Origin of the sequence: Mycolicibacterium parafortuitum (assembly GCF_010725485.1) — a bacterium.
In the GTDB taxonomy this organism is placed as follows: Bacteria; Actinomycetota; Actinomycetes; order Mycobacteriales; family Mycobacteriaceae; genus Mycobacterium.
In genome coordinates this window covers 786,004-803,971 of record NZ_AP022598.1, presented here as the reverse complement: position 1 = coordinate 803,971, position 17,968 = coordinate 786,004, and the positions used below count along the sequence as shown (strand labels likewise).

General features: G+C 70.4%; 17 protein-coding genes. 7 read left to right on the top strand and 10 right to left on the bottom strand.

Features of this window, described 5'->3' with window-relative positions; genetic code table 11:
* Positions 1-28 precede the first annotated feature (28 nt).
* The gene (locus NTM_RS03730; protein WP_163765501.1) at positions 29-1,525 is read left to right on the top strand and encodes a potassium/proton antiporter; all 1,497 of its coding nucleotides are present in this window, start codon (positions 29-31) and stop codon (positions 1,523-1,525) included.
* On the opposite strand, the gene NTM_RS03725 is transcribed toward NTM_RS03730, so the two are convergent.
* The 6 genes from NTM_RS03725 to NTM_RS03700 form a co-directional block, all read right to left on the bottom strand.
* Complete coding sequence (locus NTM_RS03725; protein WP_163765500.1) at positions 1,522-1,956, bottom strand: DUF1707 domain-containing protein; 435 nt, start codon at positions 1,954-1,956, stop codon at positions 1,522-1,524. The genes NTM_RS03730 and NTM_RS03725 overlap by 4 nt on opposite strands.
* 152 nt (positions 1,957-2,108) lie before the next feature.
* Positions 2,109-4,268, bottom strand: coding sequence for an AAA family ATPase (locus NTM_RS03720; protein ID WP_163765499.1), 2,160 nt, complete (start codon positions 4,266-4,268; stop codon positions 2,109-2,111).
* A gap of 4 nt (positions 4,269-4,272) precedes the next feature.
* Positions 4,273-5,139 carry a CDP-diacylglycerol--serine O-phosphatidyltransferase gene (pssA, locus tag NTM_RS03715; protein WP_104861786.1) on the bottom strand — a complete coding sequence of 289 codons (867 nt, stop codon included), beginning with the start codon at positions 5,137-5,139 and terminating at the stop codon, positions 4,273-4,275.
* The gene (locus NTM_RS03710; RefSeq protein ID WP_163765498.1) at positions 5,139-5,837 is read right to left on the bottom strand and encodes a phosphatidylserine decarboxylase; all 699 of its coding nucleotides are present in this window, start codon (positions 5,835-5,837) and stop codon (positions 5,139-5,141) included. The genes pssA and NTM_RS03710 overlap by 1 nt, the downstream gene beginning before the upstream one ends.
* Positions 5,838-5,849: 12 nt before the next feature.
* The gene (gene moeA / locus NTM_RS03705) at positions 5,850-7,046 is read right to left on the bottom strand and encodes a molybdopterin molybdotransferase MoeA (RefSeq protein WP_163765497.1); all 1,197 of its coding nucleotides are present in this window, start codon (positions 7,044-7,046) and stop codon (positions 5,850-5,852) included.
* Positions 7,046-7,963 (bottom strand): SDR family NAD(P)-dependent oxidoreductase, encoded by a 918-nt coding sequence (locus NTM_RS03700; protein WP_163765496.1) that lies wholly within the window; start codon positions 7,961-7,963, stop codon positions 7,046-7,048. The genes moeA and NTM_RS03700 overlap by 1 nt, the downstream gene beginning before the upstream one ends.
* Positions 7,964-8,006: 43 nt before the next feature.
* On the opposite strand from NTM_RS03700, the gene NTM_RS03695 reads away from it, so the two are divergent.
* From NTM_RS03695 to NTM_RS03675, 5 genes are all read left to right on the top strand, one after another.
* Positions 8,007-8,489, top strand: coding sequence for a PH domain-containing protein (locus NTM_RS03695; protein WP_163765495.1), 483 nt, complete (start codon positions 8,007-8,009; stop codon positions 8,487-8,489).
* Positions 8,490-8,518: 29 nt separating this feature from the next.
* Positions 8,519-9,982 (top strand): PH domain-containing protein, encoded by a 1,464-nt coding sequence (locus tag NTM_RS03690; protein ID WP_179964031.1) that lies wholly within the window; start codon positions 8,519-8,521, stop codon positions 9,980-9,982.
* 45 nt (positions 9,983-10,027) lie between these two features.
* Positions 10,028-10,843, top strand: a complete 816-nt coding sequence (locus NTM_RS03685) for an HAD-IIA family hydrolase (protein ID WP_163765493.1) — start codon at positions 10,028-10,030, stop codon at positions 10,841-10,843.
* Between the two features lie 38 nt (positions 10,844-10,881).
* The gene (locus NTM_RS03680) at positions 10,882-11,352 is read left to right on the top strand and encodes an SRPBCC family protein (protein WP_163765492.1); all 471 of its coding nucleotides are present in this window, start codon (positions 10,882-10,884) and stop codon (positions 11,350-11,352) included.
* 79 nt (positions 11,353-11,431) lie between these two features.
* Positions 11,432-12,772, top strand: a complete 1,341-nt coding sequence (locus NTM_RS03675) for an FAD-dependent oxidoreductase (protein WP_179963874.1) — start codon at positions 11,432-11,434, stop codon at positions 12,770-12,772.
* Here the strand turns inward: NTM_RS03675 and NTM_RS03670 are convergent.
* The 4 genes from NTM_RS03670 to NTM_RS03655 all read right to left on the bottom strand — a co-directional run bounded on the left by NTM_RS03670 (position 12,762) and on the right by NTM_RS03655 (position 17,219).
* Complete coding sequence (locus NTM_RS03670; protein ID WP_232079610.1) at positions 12,762-13,760, bottom strand: LuxR C-terminal-related transcriptional regulator; 999 nt, start codon at positions 13,758-13,760, stop codon at positions 12,762-12,764. The genes NTM_RS03675 and NTM_RS03670 overlap by 11 nt on opposite strands.
* A gap of 163 nt (positions 13,761-13,923) precedes the next feature.
* Positions 13,924-15,645, bottom strand: coding sequence for a DEAD/DEAH box helicase (locus NTM_RS03665; protein ID WP_163765491.1), 1,722 nt, complete (start codon positions 15,643-15,645; stop codon positions 13,924-13,926).
* A gap of 141 nt (positions 15,646-15,786) precedes the next feature.
* A complete protein-coding gene (locus tag NTM_RS03660; RefSeq protein ID WP_163765490.1) occupies positions 15,787-16,284 on the bottom strand; it encodes a cupin domain-containing protein in 498 nt (165 codons plus the stop codon).
* A 17-nt stretch (positions 16,285-16,301) separates the two neighbouring features.
* On the bottom strand, positions 16,302-17,219 hold the full coding sequence (locus tag NTM_RS03655) for an SDR family NAD(P)-dependent oxidoreductase (RefSeq protein ID WP_163765489.1): 918 nt from the start codon (positions 17,217-17,219) through the stop codon (positions 16,302-16,304).
* Positions 17,220-17,318: 99 nt separating this feature from the next.
* Between NTM_RS03655 and NTM_RS03650 the strand changes: the two genes are divergently transcribed.
* Entirely contained in the window at positions 17,319-17,870 is a 552-nt protein-coding gene (locus NTM_RS03650) for a TetR/AcrR family transcriptional regulator (RefSeq protein ID WP_163765488.1), read from the top strand.
* Positions 17,871-17,968 lie beyond the last annotated feature (98 nt).

The window sequence follows — 17,968 nt, the reverse complement described above, 5'->3', positions numbered from 1 at the left end:
ACCTCCTGTCCCTGATTTACTCATCTGGGTGACCCTGCAGCAGCTCTACGTGGCGCTGTTCATCGGCGGTCTGGTGCTGCTGGCGAGCATTGCCGCGACGAGGCTGGCCACCGGGGTCGGCCTGCCCAGCCTATTGCTGTTTCTCGGGGTCGGCGTGCTGGTCGGGGAGGACGGTCTCGGGCTGCAGTTCGACAACGCGCAGCTGGCGCAGGATCTGGGCACCGCGGCGCTGGCGGTGATCCTGGTCGAGGGCGGCCTGACCACCCGCTTCAACGACATCAGGAAAGTGCTGGCCCCCGCCGGTGTACTAGCGACGTTCGGCGTCGCGGCGAGCACGGTGATCACGGCCGCGGCGGTGCACTGGGTGCTCGGCATGGACTGGCAGCTGGCGCTGCTGCTCGGCGCGGTGGTGTCGAGTACGGACGCCGCCGCGGTGTTCTCGGTGCTGCGGGTGGTGCCGCTGCCGCGCCGGCTCAGTGGCTTGCTGGAAGCCGAATCCGGCTTCAACGACGCGCCTGCGGTGATCCTCGTGCTGCTGTTCAGCGTGGTGCCGATGGACCTCGACCCGCTGACCATCGCGGGCACGATGCTCTACGAGTTGTTGATGGGTGTCGTGCTCGGGCTCGGGTTCGGGTTCCTCGGCGCGATGACCTTGCGCCGGATCGCGTTGCCCGCCGCCGGCCTGTATCCGCTCGCGGCGTTCGGGCTGTGCATGGTCGCGTTCGCCGCGGCGGGCACCGCGCACGCGAGCGGATTCCTGGCGGCGTATCTGTCGGGCGTCGTGCTCGCGAACTCCGGGCTGCCGCACCGGTCGGCGACGCGGTCGTTCGCCGAGGGGGCCGGCTGGCTCGCCCAGATCGGGGTGTTCGTGATCCTCGGCCTGCTGGTGTCGCCGTCGGAGCTGCTCCGCGAGGTGGTGCCGGCGATCGTCGCGGGGCTGGTGCTGTTGCTGTTGGCGCGGCCCCTGTCGGTCTTCCTGTCGCTCATCGGCTTCCGGGTGCCGTGGCGCGAGAAGGTCTTCCTGTCGTGGGCGGGTCTGCGCGGGGCGGTGCCGATCGTGCTGTGCACCTATCCGATCGTGGCGGGGGTGCCCGACAGCTGGCGGCTGCTGCACATCGTGTTCATCCTGGTGGTGCTCTACACCGCGATCCAGGGTCCGAGCCTGCGCATGGTCGCCGAATGGCTGCACCTGATCCCCCGTGACACCACCCGTGAGATCCAGGTCGACGCGGCACCGCTGGACGTGCTCGGCGCTGAGTTGCTGACGATGACCGTGTCGCCGGGTTCGCGGTTACACAACGTCACGGTGATGGAATTGCGGCTACCCGACCCGAGCGTGATCACGCTGATCATCCGGGCGGGCCATTCGTTCGTGCCGCAGCCGGTCACCCGGCTCGCGATCGGCGACGAACTGCTGATCGTGACGACGTCGGTGACCCGCGAACTCGCCGAGCGGCGGCTGCGCGCGGTCAGCCGCCGCGGCAAGCTGGCGTACTGGTTCGACGAGTACGGGGATCCGAACTAGCGGGCCGTGAGCCCCGGGCACGCCGGGAACGCGAGCCGGATCGGCAGCGCGTGCGCGGCCACCCCGATGCCCGCGCCGAGGATCGGCCAGACGGGCCAGAAGTACCAGCTGCCGGTGCCGAGGCCGACCGCGAGCCACACGGTGAGCACGACGACAACCATCGTCGCGTAGGCCGCGAGGTGCAGATGGATGCCGCGGCGGGCGGCAGCCGCGCGCGCCGCGGCACGGCGCGGATCGTTGCGGCGCACCTCGGCGACAGGCAGGTCGGCGGTGAGGGCCCGCAGGTCCGGATCGGTTTGCGCGCTGTAGACGGTCTGCAGCCGCGATTCGTACTCAGCGAGATCGAGATATCCCTGCGCGAGTGCCTGTCCGAGCACATCCGCGGTGGCCTCACGCTCGCGGTCGCCGGCCCTGACTGTGGTGGAGCTCATGGTCCCTCCCCGAACTTGACAACGGCTAGATTGGACGATTCCACGATAACTAGTCACTGTCAAGATATGTTTCCGCCATCGAGAGTGCGCTCAGATCGCCGATTCGTGCGAAGTCGCGATCTCACCGCACTTTCGCCGCGCGGCGGTCCGGGTCAGCGGGACTCGGCGAACGTCCGCAGCGCCTCGACCTGGACCGGATCCAGCGACGGCCGGACCGTCTCGCGGGCGGTGGCCACGTCCTCGGCGGTGACGTCGGCCGCGTCGATGGAGCGCCGCATCGCGGTCAGCGCGGCCTCCCGCAGCAACGCCACGCAGTCGGCGGCGCTGTAGCCGTCCAGCTCGGATGCCAGCGCCTCCAGGTCGACGTCCGGTGCCAGCGGCACGGATTTCCCCGCGGTCCGCAGGATCTGGGTGCGGGCCTCGGTGTCGGGCGGCTCGACGAACACCAGCTTCTCCAGCCGGCCCGGCCGAAGCAGCGCCGGGTCGATCAGATCGGGTCGGTTGGTCGCACCCAGTACGACCACATCGCGCAGCGGTTCGATGCCGTCGAGTTCGGTCAGCATCGCCGCGACCACCCGGTCGGTCACCCCGGAGTCGAAGCTCTGCCCGCGCCGCGGCGCGAGCGCGTCGATCTCGTCGAGGAACACCAGCGACGGCGCGGAATCCCGGGCCCGCTGGAACAATTCGCGCACCGCCTTCTCCGACGAGCCGACCCACTTGTCCATCAGCTCGGCGCCCTTGACCGCGTGCACGCTCAGCCGCCCCGAGCTCGCCAGCGCCCGCACCACGAACGTCTTGCCGCACCCGGGCGGGCCGTAGAGCAGCACGCCGCGCGGCGGCTCCACACCAAGACGCTGGAACGTCTCCGGGTGTTGCAGCGGCCACAGCACCGCCTCGGTCAGTGCCTGTTTGGTGTCGACCATGTCCCCGACGTCGTCGAGGGTCACCGAGCCGACCGACACCTCCTCGGTGGCCGACCGGGACAACGGCCGGATCACTCCGAGCGCACCGGTGAGGTCCTCCTGGCGCAGCTCCGGTGCGTCGCCGCTCTCGCTGGCGCGGGCGGCGGCCCGCAGCGCGGCCTCGCGGATCAGCGCGGCCAGGTCGGCCACCACGAAACCCGGTGTGCGCTCAGAGATCTCACCGAGATCGAGGTCGCGCGCCGGCACGTCGCGCAGCAGCACCTCGAGCAACTGCCTGCGCACCGCACCGTCGGGCAGGCTCAGGCCGAGTTCACGGTCGCACAGGTCGGGGGAGCGCAGCCGGGTGTCGACGCTGTCCGGGATCGCCGACGTCGCGACGAACGCGACCCCCTCGGTCGCGACCGCGTTGCGCAGTTCGGCGAGGATCAGCGTCGCCACCGGGTCGGGCGGTGCCGGCAGCAGCGCGTCGACGTCGGTGACCAGCAGCACGCCCCCGCCGTCACGCACCGCGGCAACGGCGGACGAGACCTTGGCGAGGCGGTCCTCGGCGCGCAGCGAGCCAACCTCCGGGCCGTCCAGTTCCACCAGCCGCCGGTCCGCGCACACGGTGCGCACCAGCGTGGCTTTGCCGACGCCCGCCGGACCCGACACCAGCACGCCGAGATTGGCGGTGGCGCCGAGCTTTTCGAGCAGCTCGGGCTGATCCAGGGCGAGCTTGAGCCATTCCGTGAGCCGGCTCGCCTGGCTGTGCGAACCCTTGAGGTCGTCGAAAGCGATTGCCGGCGTGTGTGGTTGCTCGGGTTCGGCCGGTGGCGGCGCCGAGGGCGCCGGCGCAGCCGAGTCGCCCCAGCAGACCAGCGAATTGGGCTGCACACTCACCGGGCCGGCCGGGTCGACGGCGGTGACGGTCAGCAGTTCCGAGGTCCAGGTGATGCCGACCGACGACGCCAGCGCCGCGGTGGCCGCCGACGTGGACGTGCCGGGACCCAGGTCGCGGGGCAGCAGCGAAACCGTGTCGCCGACCGTCATCACCTTGCCCAGCAGCGCCTGGCGCAGCGTGGCGGGGCTGATCGACCGGCTGGCCAGCCGGGAACCGCTCAGTGTCACCGACCGCGCACCCTGGACCGCCACCGCAGACACCAGGACCGACGTGTCTTCGCGCAGGCCCGCATTCGACAGCGTCACGTCGTCGAGCAGCGCGGTGCCCGCGGGTGTCCCGGCCGGGGCGACGCCGACCACGGCGGCGGTGGTGCGTGCGCCCGTCAGCGACACGGCGTCCCACTCCCGGATGCCCAGCGCGGCGATCGCCTCGGGATGCAGGCGGACCACCCCGCGGCGTGAGTCCAGCGCGGAGGTGTTCAACCGGGCGGTGAGCGCGAGCTGTGCCAACGCCTCAGCCTTTCGGCGGCCTGCGCAGACCGAGGCGCAGCGAAGAGCGGCGTGGCTGGGCCCGCTGTGTCCGGTGGGTGCGACGGATCGCGCGCCGTGCGGCCCGCTGCTGGCGGGGTTTGTCGTCCCACACCTCGGGGTGTGCCGCCAGGAACCGCTTGGTGCGCAACGCGAACGGGATGTGCAGGAAGTACGCGACGATGATCACCAGGATCACGATGTAGCCGTACATGATCGACGCGGCGACACCGATCGCCAGCAGCGCCAGCAGCGGTGCCACCATGTTCGGCGGCACCGAGAAGGTGTGGATCTTGCGCATCGGCAGCGTGCTGACCACCAGCAGCGAGACGCCGATCATCCAGATCACCACGGCCGGCTCGGAGGTCCACCAGCCCTCACCGAACTGCATCTTGGCCGCCAGCGGGCCGATCGCGCCGATCGCGCCCGCGGGTGCGGGCATACCGGTGAAGTACTTCTTCTCGTAGGCGGGCTGGTCGACCGACAGCATCGCGTTGAAACGCGCCAGCCGTAGCACGATGCACACCGCGTACAGCAGCACCACGATCCAGCCGATCTGCGACGTCGACAGCAATGTGGCGTAGACGATGAACGCCGGGGCGACACCGAAATTCACCGCGTCGGCCAGCGAGTCGATCTCCTCGCCCATCTTCGAGGTCGCGTTCAACGCACGCGCCACCCGGCCGTCGAGGCCGTCGAGGATCGCGGCGATCGCCAGGAACGCCATCGCTTCGGTCGGGCGGCCGTCGAGCGCCATCTTGACCGCGCTCAGGCCCAGGCAGATCGCCGCGACGGTCATCGCGCTCGGCAGGATGCGGGCGCTGACCACCGGCGTCTTGAGGCGTGGGCGCATCAGGGCAGCTCGGCCAGGACGGTCTCGCCGGCGACGGCGCGCTGCCCGACGCCGACCAGGATCTCCGAGCCCGCGGGCAGGTAGGTGTCCAGCCGGGAGCCGTAGCGGATCAGGCCGTAGGTGTCGCCGAGGCCGACCTTGTCGCCGGGCTTGACGTCGCACACGATGCGCCGGGCCAGCAGTCCGGCGATCTGGACCGCGATCACCTCGGCGCCCTCGGGGCTGCGGATCACCACGCTGTTGCGTTCGTTGTCCTCGCTGGCGGCAGCCAGTTCGGCGGACCCGAACAGCCCGGGCCGGTGCGCCACCGCAACCACCTCACCGGCCAGCGGCGCGCGCTGCACATGTGCGTCGAACAGCGACAGGAAGATGCTGATCCTCGGCAAAGGTGTTGCCGGGAGCCCTAATTCGCTGGGCGGCAATTCCTCTTCGATCAGGCAGATCAGCCCGTCGGCAGGGGCGACCACGACGCCGGACCGGGTCGGAGGTGTGCGCGGCGGGTGCCGGAAGAACGCGGCGTTGGCGGCCGCCGACGCGACGCCGGCGTTGCGCAGCCACCGCGTTCTGCGGCCGGCCAGCGCGACCGCCAGGCTGGCGCCGACGAACGGCAACCCCGCCGGGTGCATCGGGGGGACGGTGGTACGAACCAGGGCCGCCAGGCGCGCTGGTCCTGTCTTGAGGTCGGGGCGTCTGGCCATCGTCTCGCCAGGCTATCTCAGGTCCCAGACCTGCACACGCGACCCCGCGGCCACTTCTGCGGTGTCCTCGTCGAGTTCCAGCAGGCAGTTCGCCGAGGCCAGCCACCGCAGATGGTGGGAGGCGGGCGGGCCGTAACCGGTCACGGAGTCGGTGACGGGGTCGAAGACACCGCGCCGGAACTGCCGCTTCCCGCGCGGTGAGGTCAGATCCTCGGTCAGCATCGCCGTGCGGCGGGGCCGCTCGGTGTCGGCGAACCCCGTCGCGGCGCGCAGCGCCGGACGCACGAACACCTCGAACGACACCAGGGCCGACACCGGATTGCCCGGCAGCGTCACGATCGGGGTGTCCTCGACCGTGCCGCAGCCCTGAGGCATACCGGGCTGCATGGCGACCTTCACGAACTCGACGCTTCCCGGGCCGAGCGCGTCCTTGACCACCTCGTACGCGCCCGCGCTGACCCCGCCGGTGGTCAGGATCAAATCCGCGTCGGCGGCGTACCGGCGCAGCGTGTCGGTGAACACCGCGACGTCGTCGCCGGTCATCGGCGACGCGATCACCTCGCCACCGGCGTCGCGCACCGCGGCGGCGAGCATCACACCGTTGGACTCGTAGATCTGCCCGGGCTGCAGCGGAGTGCCCGCGGTGACCAGCTCGGTGCCCGTCGACACGACCAGCACCCGCTGCCGCGGGGTCACGGTCAGCTCACCGAGCCCGAGCGCCGCGGCGAGGCCGAGCACCGCGGGAGTGACGACCTGCCCGGCGCGCAGCACCGTGGTACCCGCCGACACGTCCTCGCCGGCGCGGCGGATGTGCTGGCCGTCCTGCTTGGCCTGCCGGATCGTCACGGTGTCCACGCCGCCGTCGGTGCTCTCGACGGGGACGACGGTCGTCGCGCCGTACGGCAGCGGCGCGCCGGTCATGATGCGGTGCGCGGTGCCCGGCGCCAGGGTCGGGATGTCGGTGCGCCCGGCCGGGATGTCCTCGGCGACGGGCAGCCGCACCGGGGTGTCCGCGGTCGCGGTCGCGACGTCCTCGGTGCGCACCGCGTAGCCGTCCATCGCGGAGTTGTCGAAACCCGGCAGGGACAACGCCGCCACCACGTCGGCGGCGAGCACCATGCCGAGGGCGTCCGCGATCGGCACGGTCTGGGCGGGGCGTGCGGTGATCAGGCCGGCGACCACACGCCGGTGTTCGTCGACGGAACGCATCAGATCGGGAACTTCACACCGGTCAGGTCCTCCGACACCGTCCACAGCCGCTGCTGGACTTCCACGTCGTGGGACTTGGCGTTGGAGTCCACCAGCACCGGGTGCCCGACCATCTCCCGGAATCCGGACGGCCCGTAGTACTGGCCGCCGCGCACCTCGGGATCGGTGGCCGCGCGCAGCGTCGCCAGCGCACCGACGCGCGGGCTGTTGGTGATCAGCCCGGCCAGGGTCATCACCCCGGGCAGGCCGGTGCCGGGGATGTGGCGCATCAGCTCGGTGTTGGAGATGCCGGGATGTGCCGCGACCGCGACGGTCGGCGCGCCGTGCGCGGTGAGCCTGCGCTGCAGCTCGTAGGTGAACATCAGGTTGGCCAGCTTCGACTGGCCGTACGCCGCGACCCGGTTGTATTTGCGTTCCCAGTTCAGGTCGTCGAAGTGGATGTCGGCCATGTTGCGGTGCGCCATGCTCGCGACCGTCACCACGCGCGAGCCGGGCACGTCGAGCAGGGTGTCCAGCAGCAGGCCGGTCAGCGCGAAATGCCCGAGGTGGTTGGTGCCGAACTGCAGCTCGAACCCGTCGGCGGTGGTCTGCTTCGGCGGATACATCACGCCTGCGTTGTTGACCAGCAGATCCAGCCGCGGATGCGCCCCGCGCAACTCCTCGGCCGCGCCCCGGATGCTCGCCAGCGAGGACAGGTCGAGTTCCTGCAGCGACACGTCGGCGCCGGGGTGGCGGTGGGTGATCCGGTCGACGGCGTCCTTGCCCTTGTCCAGGTTGCGCACCGCGATGACGACGCGGGCCCCCTTACCCGCGAGCACCTGTGCGGCCTCGTAACCGATGCCGGTGTTGGCACCGGTCACGACGGCGACCCTGCCGGACTGATCGGGGACGTTGGCGGCGGTCCATGTGGAGGTCATGGCATTCAACTTACGGTCCCGCACGGCAACTAGGCTCGATCGCGTGCACCTGGTCGAACCGGCGCACCCGCCGAGCCGGAAAGCGCCGCTGGTGTGGGCCCTCGGCGCCGCCGTCCCGTGGATGGTCGCCGTCATCGCGCAGATCGTGTGGTTCGCGTTCGACGCGGAGCGGCTGTGGCTGCACGTGCTCGTCGCCGTGGCCACCGTGCTCGGGGCGACGGTGTCGATCGTCGTCGCGCCGTTGTGGCGCTATCGCGTGCACCGCTGGGATCTGGACGCCACGGCCGTGTACACCCGCACGGGCTGGCTGGTGCAGGAGCGCCGCATCGCACCGATCTCGCGGGTACAGACCGTCGACACCTACCGCGGCCCGCTGGACCGGATGTTCGGGTTGTCCAACGTGACGGTGACGACCGCGTCGTCGGCCGGGGCGGTGCGCATCGTCGCGCTCGAGGTCGACGTCGCCGACCGGGTGGTGGCGCAGCTGACCGACATCGCCGCGCTGGGCGGCGAGGACGCCACGTGACGCCCGACTGGTCCCGGTTGAGTCCGCGGATGCTGCTCGTGCACCCCGTGCACGAGGTGATCCGCCAGATCCCGGTGCTGGTCGGATCGCTCGTGCTCGGATCGGCCACCGGCAACCCGCTGTGGACGCTCGCCGGTGTCGTCCTCGTCGTCGGCTTCGGGCTGGCGCGCTGGTTCACCACCACCTACCGCATCGGCGCCGACGAGGTGCAACTGCGCAGCGGGGTACTGCGGCGGGTGGTGCTCTCGGTGCCGCGCAACCGGATCCGTTCGGTGTCCACCGACGCCCGGCTGCTGCACCGGCTGCTCGGACTGACGGTGCTCAAGGTCAGCACCGGTCAGGAAGCGGCAGGCGACACGGCTTTCGAGCTCGACGCGGTGCCCGCCGGCGATGTGGCCCGGCTGCGGGCGGTGCTGCTGGCGGACTCGTCCGCCGTGCCGGATCCGGCGGACTCGTCCGCCGTGCCCGATCTGGCGGACTCGTCCGCCGTGGAACTGGCGCGGTGGCAGCCGTCGTGGCTTCGGTACAGCGCATTGACCCCGACCGGCCTGGTCACGATCGCCGCCGTGCTCGGCGTGCTCTCGCAGGCGGGAGTCCTTCGGGCGCTGCAGGATTCGGCACTGGCGCGAAACGGACAGCAGGTGCTCGACGAGCTCGGGACGGCCGCTGCGGTCGCGTCCGCCGCAGCGGTGGTACTGGTCGCGGCGATCGCGTTGTCGGTGACCCAGTCGCTGCTCACCTACGGCAACCTGGTGCTGCGCCGTGACACCGCACGCGACGCCGGTGTACTGCAGCTTTCGCATGGTCTGGTGCGGGTGCGGGAACGCGCATTCGACATGCGCCGGCTGCGCGGCGGCACACTGCGGGAACCGCTTCTGGTACGGCTTTTCGGTGGTGCCCGCCTGGATGCTGTGATGACCGGCGTCACCGGCGCCGGCGAGGCGTCGCAGCTGCTTCCGCCGTGCCCGCGGCCGACCGCCGAAGCGGTGCTCGGTGATCTGATCGGCCGGCCCGACGCCGTCACCGGCGCACTGACCGGGCACGGGCCCGCCGCGACCCGGCGGCGCTGGACCCGCGCGATGCTGCTGCCCGCCGCCGCCGCGGTGGGACTGGCCGTCTGGTCGGCGGCCGGCGGGGTCCCGGTGTGGGCGTGGGTGGCCACGGCGCTGACGGCCGCGGCGTGCGCGGCACTGGCCGCCGACCGCGCCCGGTCGCTCGGGCACCGGATCGGCGGCGGCTGGCTGGTCGCCCGCGCGGGCAGCCTGCACCGCCGTCGCGACTGCGTGGCATCGGCGGGCATCGTGGGCTGGACGGTGCGCCAGACGCTGCCGCAGCGCCGCGCCGGCGTGGCGACGCTGATCGCCGCGACCGCCGCGGGTGTCAAACGGTACGAGGTCATCGACGTACCCGCCGAGCAGGCGTGGGCCATCGCCGGAGCCACCTCGCCGTGGTTGTCCGCGACCCGGTGGGCGCGCGGCGGCGGGGAACACTAGCGGGGTACGACTTGCGTGCCGACGCGGGCCGTTTACTGTCGCACCATGGCGATCGGCGGGATCCTCTTCGACATCGACGGCGTGCTCGTGACGTCGTGGAAGCCGATTCCCGGTGCCGCCGAAACGCTGCAGACGTTGGCGGACAACCAGATCGCCTGCACCTACCTGACCAACACCACCACCAGGACCCGCGTCCAGATCGCCGAACTGCTCAGCGAAGCGGGCATGGCGGTTCGCGCCGACGAGGTGATCACCGCGGCGGTGCTGACAGCCGACTACGTGCGGGACCGCTACCCCGGCGCGCGGTGCTTCCTGGTCAACAGCGGTCAGATCGCCGAGGACATGCCCGGCATCGACATCGTCTACTCCGGTGAGTTCGACGGCCCGCGCGCCCCCGAGCCGCCGGACGTCGTGCTGCTCGGCGGCGCCGGACCCGAGTACAGCCACCTGACGCTGTCCTGGGTCTACGACTGGATGGCGCAGGGCGTCCCGGTGGTCGCGATGCACCGCAGCACCGCGTGGACCACCACCGACGGCCTGCGCGTCGACACCGGCATGTACCTGATCGGGATGGAGAAGACATCGGGCCGCAAGGCCACCGCGGTGGGTAAGCCCGCGCCGGAGGGTTTCCTGTCCGCGGCCGGCCGGCTGGGCGTGGACCCCGAGGAGATGTACGTCGTCGGTGACGATCTCAACAACGATGTGCTGGCCGGTCAGGTGGTCGGCATGACCGGGGTGCTGGTGCGCACCGGCAAGTTCCGGCAGGACACGCTGGACCGCTGGGCGGCAGACGAATTCGCGATGCAGCCCAACCACGTCATCGACTCGGTGGCCGACCTGCCCGCGCTGCTCGGGCTGTGACGCGATGAGTTCCGCGGCCGCGGACGGTCAGCCTGTGCATGACCGAAACCATGACTGTCGAAGCCACTGTCGATGCTCCCGTTACGGCGACGTTCGCGTTGCTCGCCGATCCCGCCAACCACGCCGCGATCGACGGAACCGGCTGGGTGCGTGAGGCGCTCGACCCGGAACCGTTGGCCGGCGTCGGGCAGATGTTCCGGGTCGCGATGTACCACGACAACCATCCGGACGGACACTACGAGATGTCCAACAAGGTCATCGCGTTCGAGCAGGACCGCGTCGTGGGCTGGGAACCCGGCCAGGCGGGGCCGGACGGGGTGGTGGGGTACGGCGGCTGGACGTGGCGCTATGACCTGGAACCGCTCGGCGCGACGCAGACGCGGGTCACCCTGACCTATGACTGGTCGGGTGTGCCCGCCGAACTGCGCGAACACATCGAGTTCCCGCCGTTTGCCGTCACACTTCTGGAGTACTCGCTGGACAATCTCGCGAAGCTCGCGGCCGGGTGATCTCAGCCGTTCGGTTGATGATCTTCGGGCGGCTCTGGTGCCTCATTGAGGGATGCGGAATCGGGGTGGACACGCGGTAGTGCTCGGCGCCAGCATGGCCGGGCTGTTGGCGGCGCGGGTACTGACCGAGTTCTACGACCGGGTCACCATCGTCGACCGTGACGAACTCGACGACACCGCGGCGCCGCGGCACGGGGTCCCGCAGTCGCGGCAACCGCACGTGGTGCTGGCGCGGTGCGGTCAGGTCGTCGAAGAGCTGTTTCCGGGAGTCACCGATGAGATGGTCGGCGACGGCGCCCACTTGTGGCGCAGCGGCGACCTCGGTGAGCTGTACACCCGTTTCAGTGGGCATCTGGTCACCAGGACGGGCAGGCTGCGTGATCCGGAGAAGCTGACGCTCCTGCACGCGAGCCGACCGTTCATCGAAAGCCATGTGCGCCGGCGGGTGCGGGCGCTACCCGCGGTGACTCTCGTCGACCGCCACGACGCGGACGCGTTGACCTGGTCGGCCGACACGGTGACCGGGGTCCGCGTGACGAGCCGTCCGGAGCACCGCCAGTACGAGATCGCCGCGGATCTGGTCGTCGACGCGACCGGCCGGGGATCCCGGACGCCGGCGTTGCTCGAACGGATGGGTTTCGCGCGGCCCCGCGAAGATCACCTCACGGTGCATGTCAGCTATGTCAGCATGCCGGTCCGCATCCCGGACGGACTTCTGAACGAGATCCTGTTCATCGACATGCCGATGGCCGGACGGCCCTACGGATGGGCGATGAGCCGCTGTGAGAACAACGACTGGCAGGTGCTGGTGGGAACGCTGGGCATCGCACCTCCCGCTGGCGAAGACGAATTCTATTCCTACCTAAGGGAACTCATGCCTGCGCACGCCTACGCCGCGTTGCTCGCCGGTGAGCCGCTGGCCGATATCGCGCTGTACAAATTCCCGGCCAGCCGGTGGCGCCGCTACGACAAGCTGACCCGGATGCCGCGCGGGCTCCTGGTGACCGGCGATGCGGTCGCGAGCTTCAACCCGATCTACGGCCAGGGCATGACGGTCGCCGCCGTCGCTGCGATCGCGCTGCGCGAGTGCCTGCGCGCCGATGGCGGAGAGCTGTCCCGGCGCTTCCACCGGGCGGCGGCCAAGAGCATCGACATCGCCTGGCGCACGGCCGTCGGTTCGGATCTGGCGTTGCCGGAAGTGGAAGGCAAGCGCTCACTCTCGATGAAGATGACGACCGCGTTGCTCGACCGCATCCTGTTGGCCTGCGAGACCGATCCGTGGATGGCGCAGGAATTTCAGATGGTCACCGGCATGCTGGCGCCGCCCAGCCGGTTGGTGCACCCCAAGGTGCTACGCAGGGTGCTCGCCGCCCGAGGCCGTCAGAACCTCGATGCCGACGGGGTTCCCGCTACGGCATGAGGGACAACAACAGCCGGACCAGTTCGCCCTGCCGGTGGGTGTCGGTCTTCTGGTAGACGTGCTGCAGATGGGTCTTGACTGTGGCCAAAGACAGCGACAACTCGTCGGCGACCGCGGCCAGCGTCAGCCCGCGAGCGATCCGCAGCGTCACCTCCGCTTCGGCGTCTGTCAACGAAAATAACTGCCGCAGAAGTTTTTTGGGCGGCTCTCGATGGTTGTCGGGGTCGACGACGATCACCACGGCCTGCTGCCGGTGCAGGTTCGTCGACGGCAGCACGTGCACGACGAGCGGTCGTGACAGGGCGTCGCGCGGCACCGTCAGCGTCTCCGCGGTTCGGGGTCCCGACTCCCGGGTGGCCTGCGACACCGCGCGCCGCAACTCGGCGTCGGCGGATGGGAATGGCAGCAGAACATGTCCGGACCTGACGAGAATGTCTGCGCTGCACCGTAACAGCGACTCGGCGGCCGCGTTGGTGTGGCCGATCGTCATATCCCTGAAGACCGTCATCGCCGGTGCGGAGAACGAGTCGGCCGGGTGGTTGCCGGACGCCACGCGGTCGCGGAGTTCGGCGACGGCGTGCTGGGTGCGCAGCGCGCGTTGAAGTTGAGGGACGAGTGCGTTGAGGACCCGCACGTTGTCCGGCGTCGCGAACGGTCCGGCGTGCCGGCCGGCCACCACGAACGAGCACGGACGCGGTGCGGCCGTGAGCCGGACGAACATGCCGTCGTTGAGTTCGTACCGTCGCATCCACTCTGCATTGAATGCCGACCGGGGATTGAGCGCGACCAGGGCCTCGCCGCTGTGTACCAGCCCCGGCGCGCTGGATTCGACCGCCTTCAGCACGTAGTCGAACTGCCGGTAGTAATTCGCGTACGAGGTGATCGCCTCGTCATCGGTGAAGCTGCAGCTCTGGATGGCGCGGTTGGCGCCCTGGTCGACGACCAAGCCGGTCGCATTGCCGCCCAGCGCGATTCTCACCAGAGTCATCGCCTCCACCCACCGGTCCGGCTCTACGGATGCCGCGTGGACGGCGCTGACCATCTGCGAAAAGCACTCGATTGTGACCATTTCACCCCCGCGAAACGCCCCGAGGTGAATATATGCCTGTCGAGCGCAGAAGGCGAGGGGCCGACGGATACGGGAGATCGGGTCAGGCGGTCAGTTCACGCTGCAGTACGCGGATCGCGGCGATGCGCTCCTGCAGTTGCTCGCGTGTCGCGGCGGCCACCGGCGGCCCGCCGCAGCGCCTGCGCAACTCGTTGTGGATCCAGCCGTGCGGCCGTCCGGTGCGGTGATGGGCCAGCGACACCAGCGTGTTGAGCTCGGTGCGCAACTCCCGAAGCTGCCCGTGGGTGGTCTTGGGTGGTTGCACCCCAGCTGCGGTGCGCTTCTGGAGTTGCTCATCCTGCCTGCGGCGCAACAGATCTCGCATTGACTGCGGGTCGAGCAGGCCGGGGATGCCGAGGTAGTCGGCCTCCTCGTCACTGCCCGCGGGTGTCGCCGTGCCGAACGACGACCCGTCGAAGATCACCTGGTCGAGTTCGGCGTCGGCGCCGAGATACTCGACCTTCTTCTCCTCCTCGCCGGGCTCGTCGCGCTTCTGCTCACGCAGTTCGGCGTCCAGCGGGTCCTCGAGCGGCTCGCGGTGCGGTTTGCCCAGCACGTGATTGCGCTGGGCCTCCATCTCGCTGGCCAGCATCAGCAGGTTCGGCACCGACGGCAGGAAGATGCTGGCGGTCTCGCCGAGGCGCCGGGACCGCACGAAGCGCCCGATCGCCTGGGCGAAGAACAGCGGCGTCGACGCGCTCGTCGCATACACACCGACCGACAGTCGCGGCACGTCGACACCTTCGGACACCATGCGCACGGCCACCAGCCACTTCGATGTGTCCGCCGAATACTGGGCGATGCGGTCGGAGGCGCCCTTGTCGTCGGAGAGCACGACGGTCGGGTCTTCCCCGGTGAGCTTGAGCAGCAGCTTGGCGTACGCACGCGCGGCGGTCTGGTCGGTGGCGATGATCATGCCGCCGGCGTCGGGGATGTGCTGGCGCAGCCCGTCCAGCCGCTTGTCCGCCGCGGCGATCACCGCGGGCATCCACTCGCCCTTCGGGTCGAGCGCCGACTTCCAGGCTCGCGCGGTCTGCTCGGCGGTCAGTGGCTCGCCCAGCCGGGCGGCGTGCTCCTCGCCGGCGCTGTCGCGCCAGCGCGCCTCGCCGGAGTACGCCATGAACATCACCGGGCGCACCACGCCGTCGGCGAGCGCGTCGGAGTAGCCGTAGGTGTGGTCGGCCACCGAGGTCTTGTACCCTGCGGCGTCCTCTTCGTAGGTGACGAACGGGATCGCGCTGTCGTCGCTGCGGAACGGTGTACCGGTCAGGGCGAGCCGGCGCGTCGCGTCGTCGAACGCCTCCCGGATCGCATCGCCCCAGCTCTTGGCGTCGCCGCCGTGGTGGATCTCGTCGAACACCACGAGCGTCCTGCGGTTCTCGGTGCGCACCCGGTGCCGGGTCGGGTGGCTGGCGACCTGGGCATAGGTGACGACGACGCCGTGGTACTCCGAGGACGTCTGCGAGTTCGAGTTGGAGAACTTCGGGTCCAGCGCGATGCCGTGCCGCGCGGCGGCCTGCGCCCACTGGATCTTGAGGTGTTCGGTCGGGACCACGATGGTGACGGCCTCGACGGTGCCCTCGGCGAGCAGTTCGGAGACGATGCGCAGCGCGAACGTGGTCTTACCGGCGCCGGGGGTCGCGACGGCGAGGAAGTCGCGGGGCTTGGCGGTCAGGTACTTGACCAGCGCGCGCCGCTGCCAGCCACGCAGCGCCTGGGTGCCGGGCCCGGAAGTGCCGGACGTGGGTGCTGGATCAGCCCGCACCCATGACTCCTCCCGACGAACTCGCCGCCGTTTCCGGCGGCGACCGGAATGCAGTCTAGGGCAACCGGTTCCGCGACCGCATCTCTGCGGCGTGTCCGGCGCGGCGTGTCCCGCGCGTGCTGGGGGTTTACACCGCTCCGGTCACTCCACCCAGTGGTTGTCGTGCTTGGCGAACCACTCGCGGCGTTCCTCGTCGCTGAGCTCGCCGATGTGCGGCAGCCCCTCGAAGTAGTGCTCGCGCGGCGCGCCGGGGGCGAACAGGATCAGGATGGACGCCGGCTCGTCGGCTTCGTTGCGGAAGCCGTGGATGCCGCCCGGCGGCACGTAGAGGAAATCGCCGGTGTTCCCGTCCACCCACTCGGTGCCGTTGTACAGCGACAGCGTTCCGGACAGCACGTAGAACGCCTCGGACATGCCGCGGTGGAAGTGCGGGCCCGGGCCGCCGCCGCGCGGTGCGATCTGCACCCGGTACAGGCCGTAGTCGCCGTCGGTGTCGGATTGGTCGGCCAGGTAGTGGTACTGGATGTGTCCGAACGCGTCGTAGTCCGGCGGGGCGTCGGCGCGTTTGAGCCAAGCGCTCACCTCGGGCTCGTCGGCGGTGTAGCGCGGCGGCGGATACGGGGGGACGACCAGCGACATCCCGCCAGTCTGCCGCGTCAGGCGCTGACCGGGACCGGGAACGACACCTTTGTCAGCTCCTCGGAGACGGCCCACAGCCGGCGCTGCTGAGCGAGGTCGTAGGACAGCGCGTTGGACGCGACGACGACCGGATTGCCGCGCTGCTGGCCGATGCCGTCGGGACCGTAGTACTGGCCGCCCAGCACGCCGGGGTCGGTTGCCGCGCGCAGCGTCGGCAACGCACCGGCCGCCGCGCTCTGTGCGAGCAGCGCCGCGGCCCGGTTCACCGCGGGCTGCAGGGCCTGGGGCAGGTTGCGGCCCAGCTCGGTGCTCGACGTACCGGGATGCGCGGCGACGGCGACCGTCGTCCCGCGGGGCGCCAGCCGGCGCTGCAGCTCGTAGGTGAACATCAGGTTGGCCAGCTTGGACTGCGAATACGCGCTCATCCGGTTGTAGCGGCGCTCCCACTGCAGATCGTCCCAGTGGATCGCGCCACCCATCTTGTGACCGTTGCTGCTGACCGTGACGACCCGTGACCCGGGCACGGCGAGCATGGTCTCCAGCAGCAGCCCGGTGAGCGCGAAATGCCCGAGGTGGTTGGTGCCGAACTGCAGCTCGAACCCGTCGGCGGTGGTGGCCTTCGGCGTCGTCATCACGCCCGCGTTGTTGATCAGCAGGTCGATCGTGTCGAAGCGCGACCTCAGGGCTTCTGCGGCGGCGCGGATCGACGCGAGCGACGTCAGGTCGAGTTCCTGGACCTCCACGTCACCGGTGATCCGGGCGGCGGCCTGCGCGCCCTTGCCGGTGTCGCGGACGGCGAGAACGACCCGCGCGCCGTGTGCGGCCAGCGCCTTCGCGGTCTCGAAACCCAGCCCGGTGTTCGCGCCGGTGATCACGGCGGTGCGTCCGGTCTGGTCGGGGATGTCCGCGGTCGTCCAAGCGGTCCGGTTGGTCATGGTGCCTCCTCGTAGAATCGGTCAAGCGGGGCAGCCGCCCCGGTTGAAGCCGACTATACGGAACGCCTGCCCCGTTTACTGTTCGCCAGGAGGGAAATCGTGACCCGACAGCTACGCGCCGATGCGGCGCGCAACCGGGCGCGGGTCCTCGAGGTCGCCTACGACACCTTCGCCGCCGAGGGCCTCGGTGTGCCGATCGACGAGATCGCCCGCCGCGCCGGCGTCGGCGCCGGGACGGTGTACCGGCACTTCCCGACGAAGGAGGCGCTCGTCGTCGCCGTGGCCGAGGATCGGGTGCGCCGCATCGTCGAGCATGCGCAGGCCCTGCTGGCCGGCCAGGGGCCCGGCGCCGCATTGTTCGTGTTCTTGCAGGACATGGTGCGTAGCGCGGCGGCCGACCACGGCCTGGTCGACGCGCTGGTCGGCTACGGCCTCGACCTTGAGGTCGCCGCACCGGGCGCCGAAGCGGCGTTCCTGACCGCGATCGGCGAGTTGCTGGACGCGGCGCAGCGGGCGGGCACCGTCCGCGCGGACGTCGACGTCGCGGTGATCAAGGCGCTGCTGGTCGTCTGCAAGGTGCCCCAGGTCTACGGTGGCGACATCTCGGAGCGCGTCGTGCGGGTCATCGAAGACGGCCTGCGGCCGCGATGAGGGCCCGACCCCAACCTTGCACTCGCCCAGGTCGAGTGCTAAGAATGCAGTTGGCACTCGCGACCAGTGAGTGCTAGGTCGGGCCGGTGAGGCCGGGG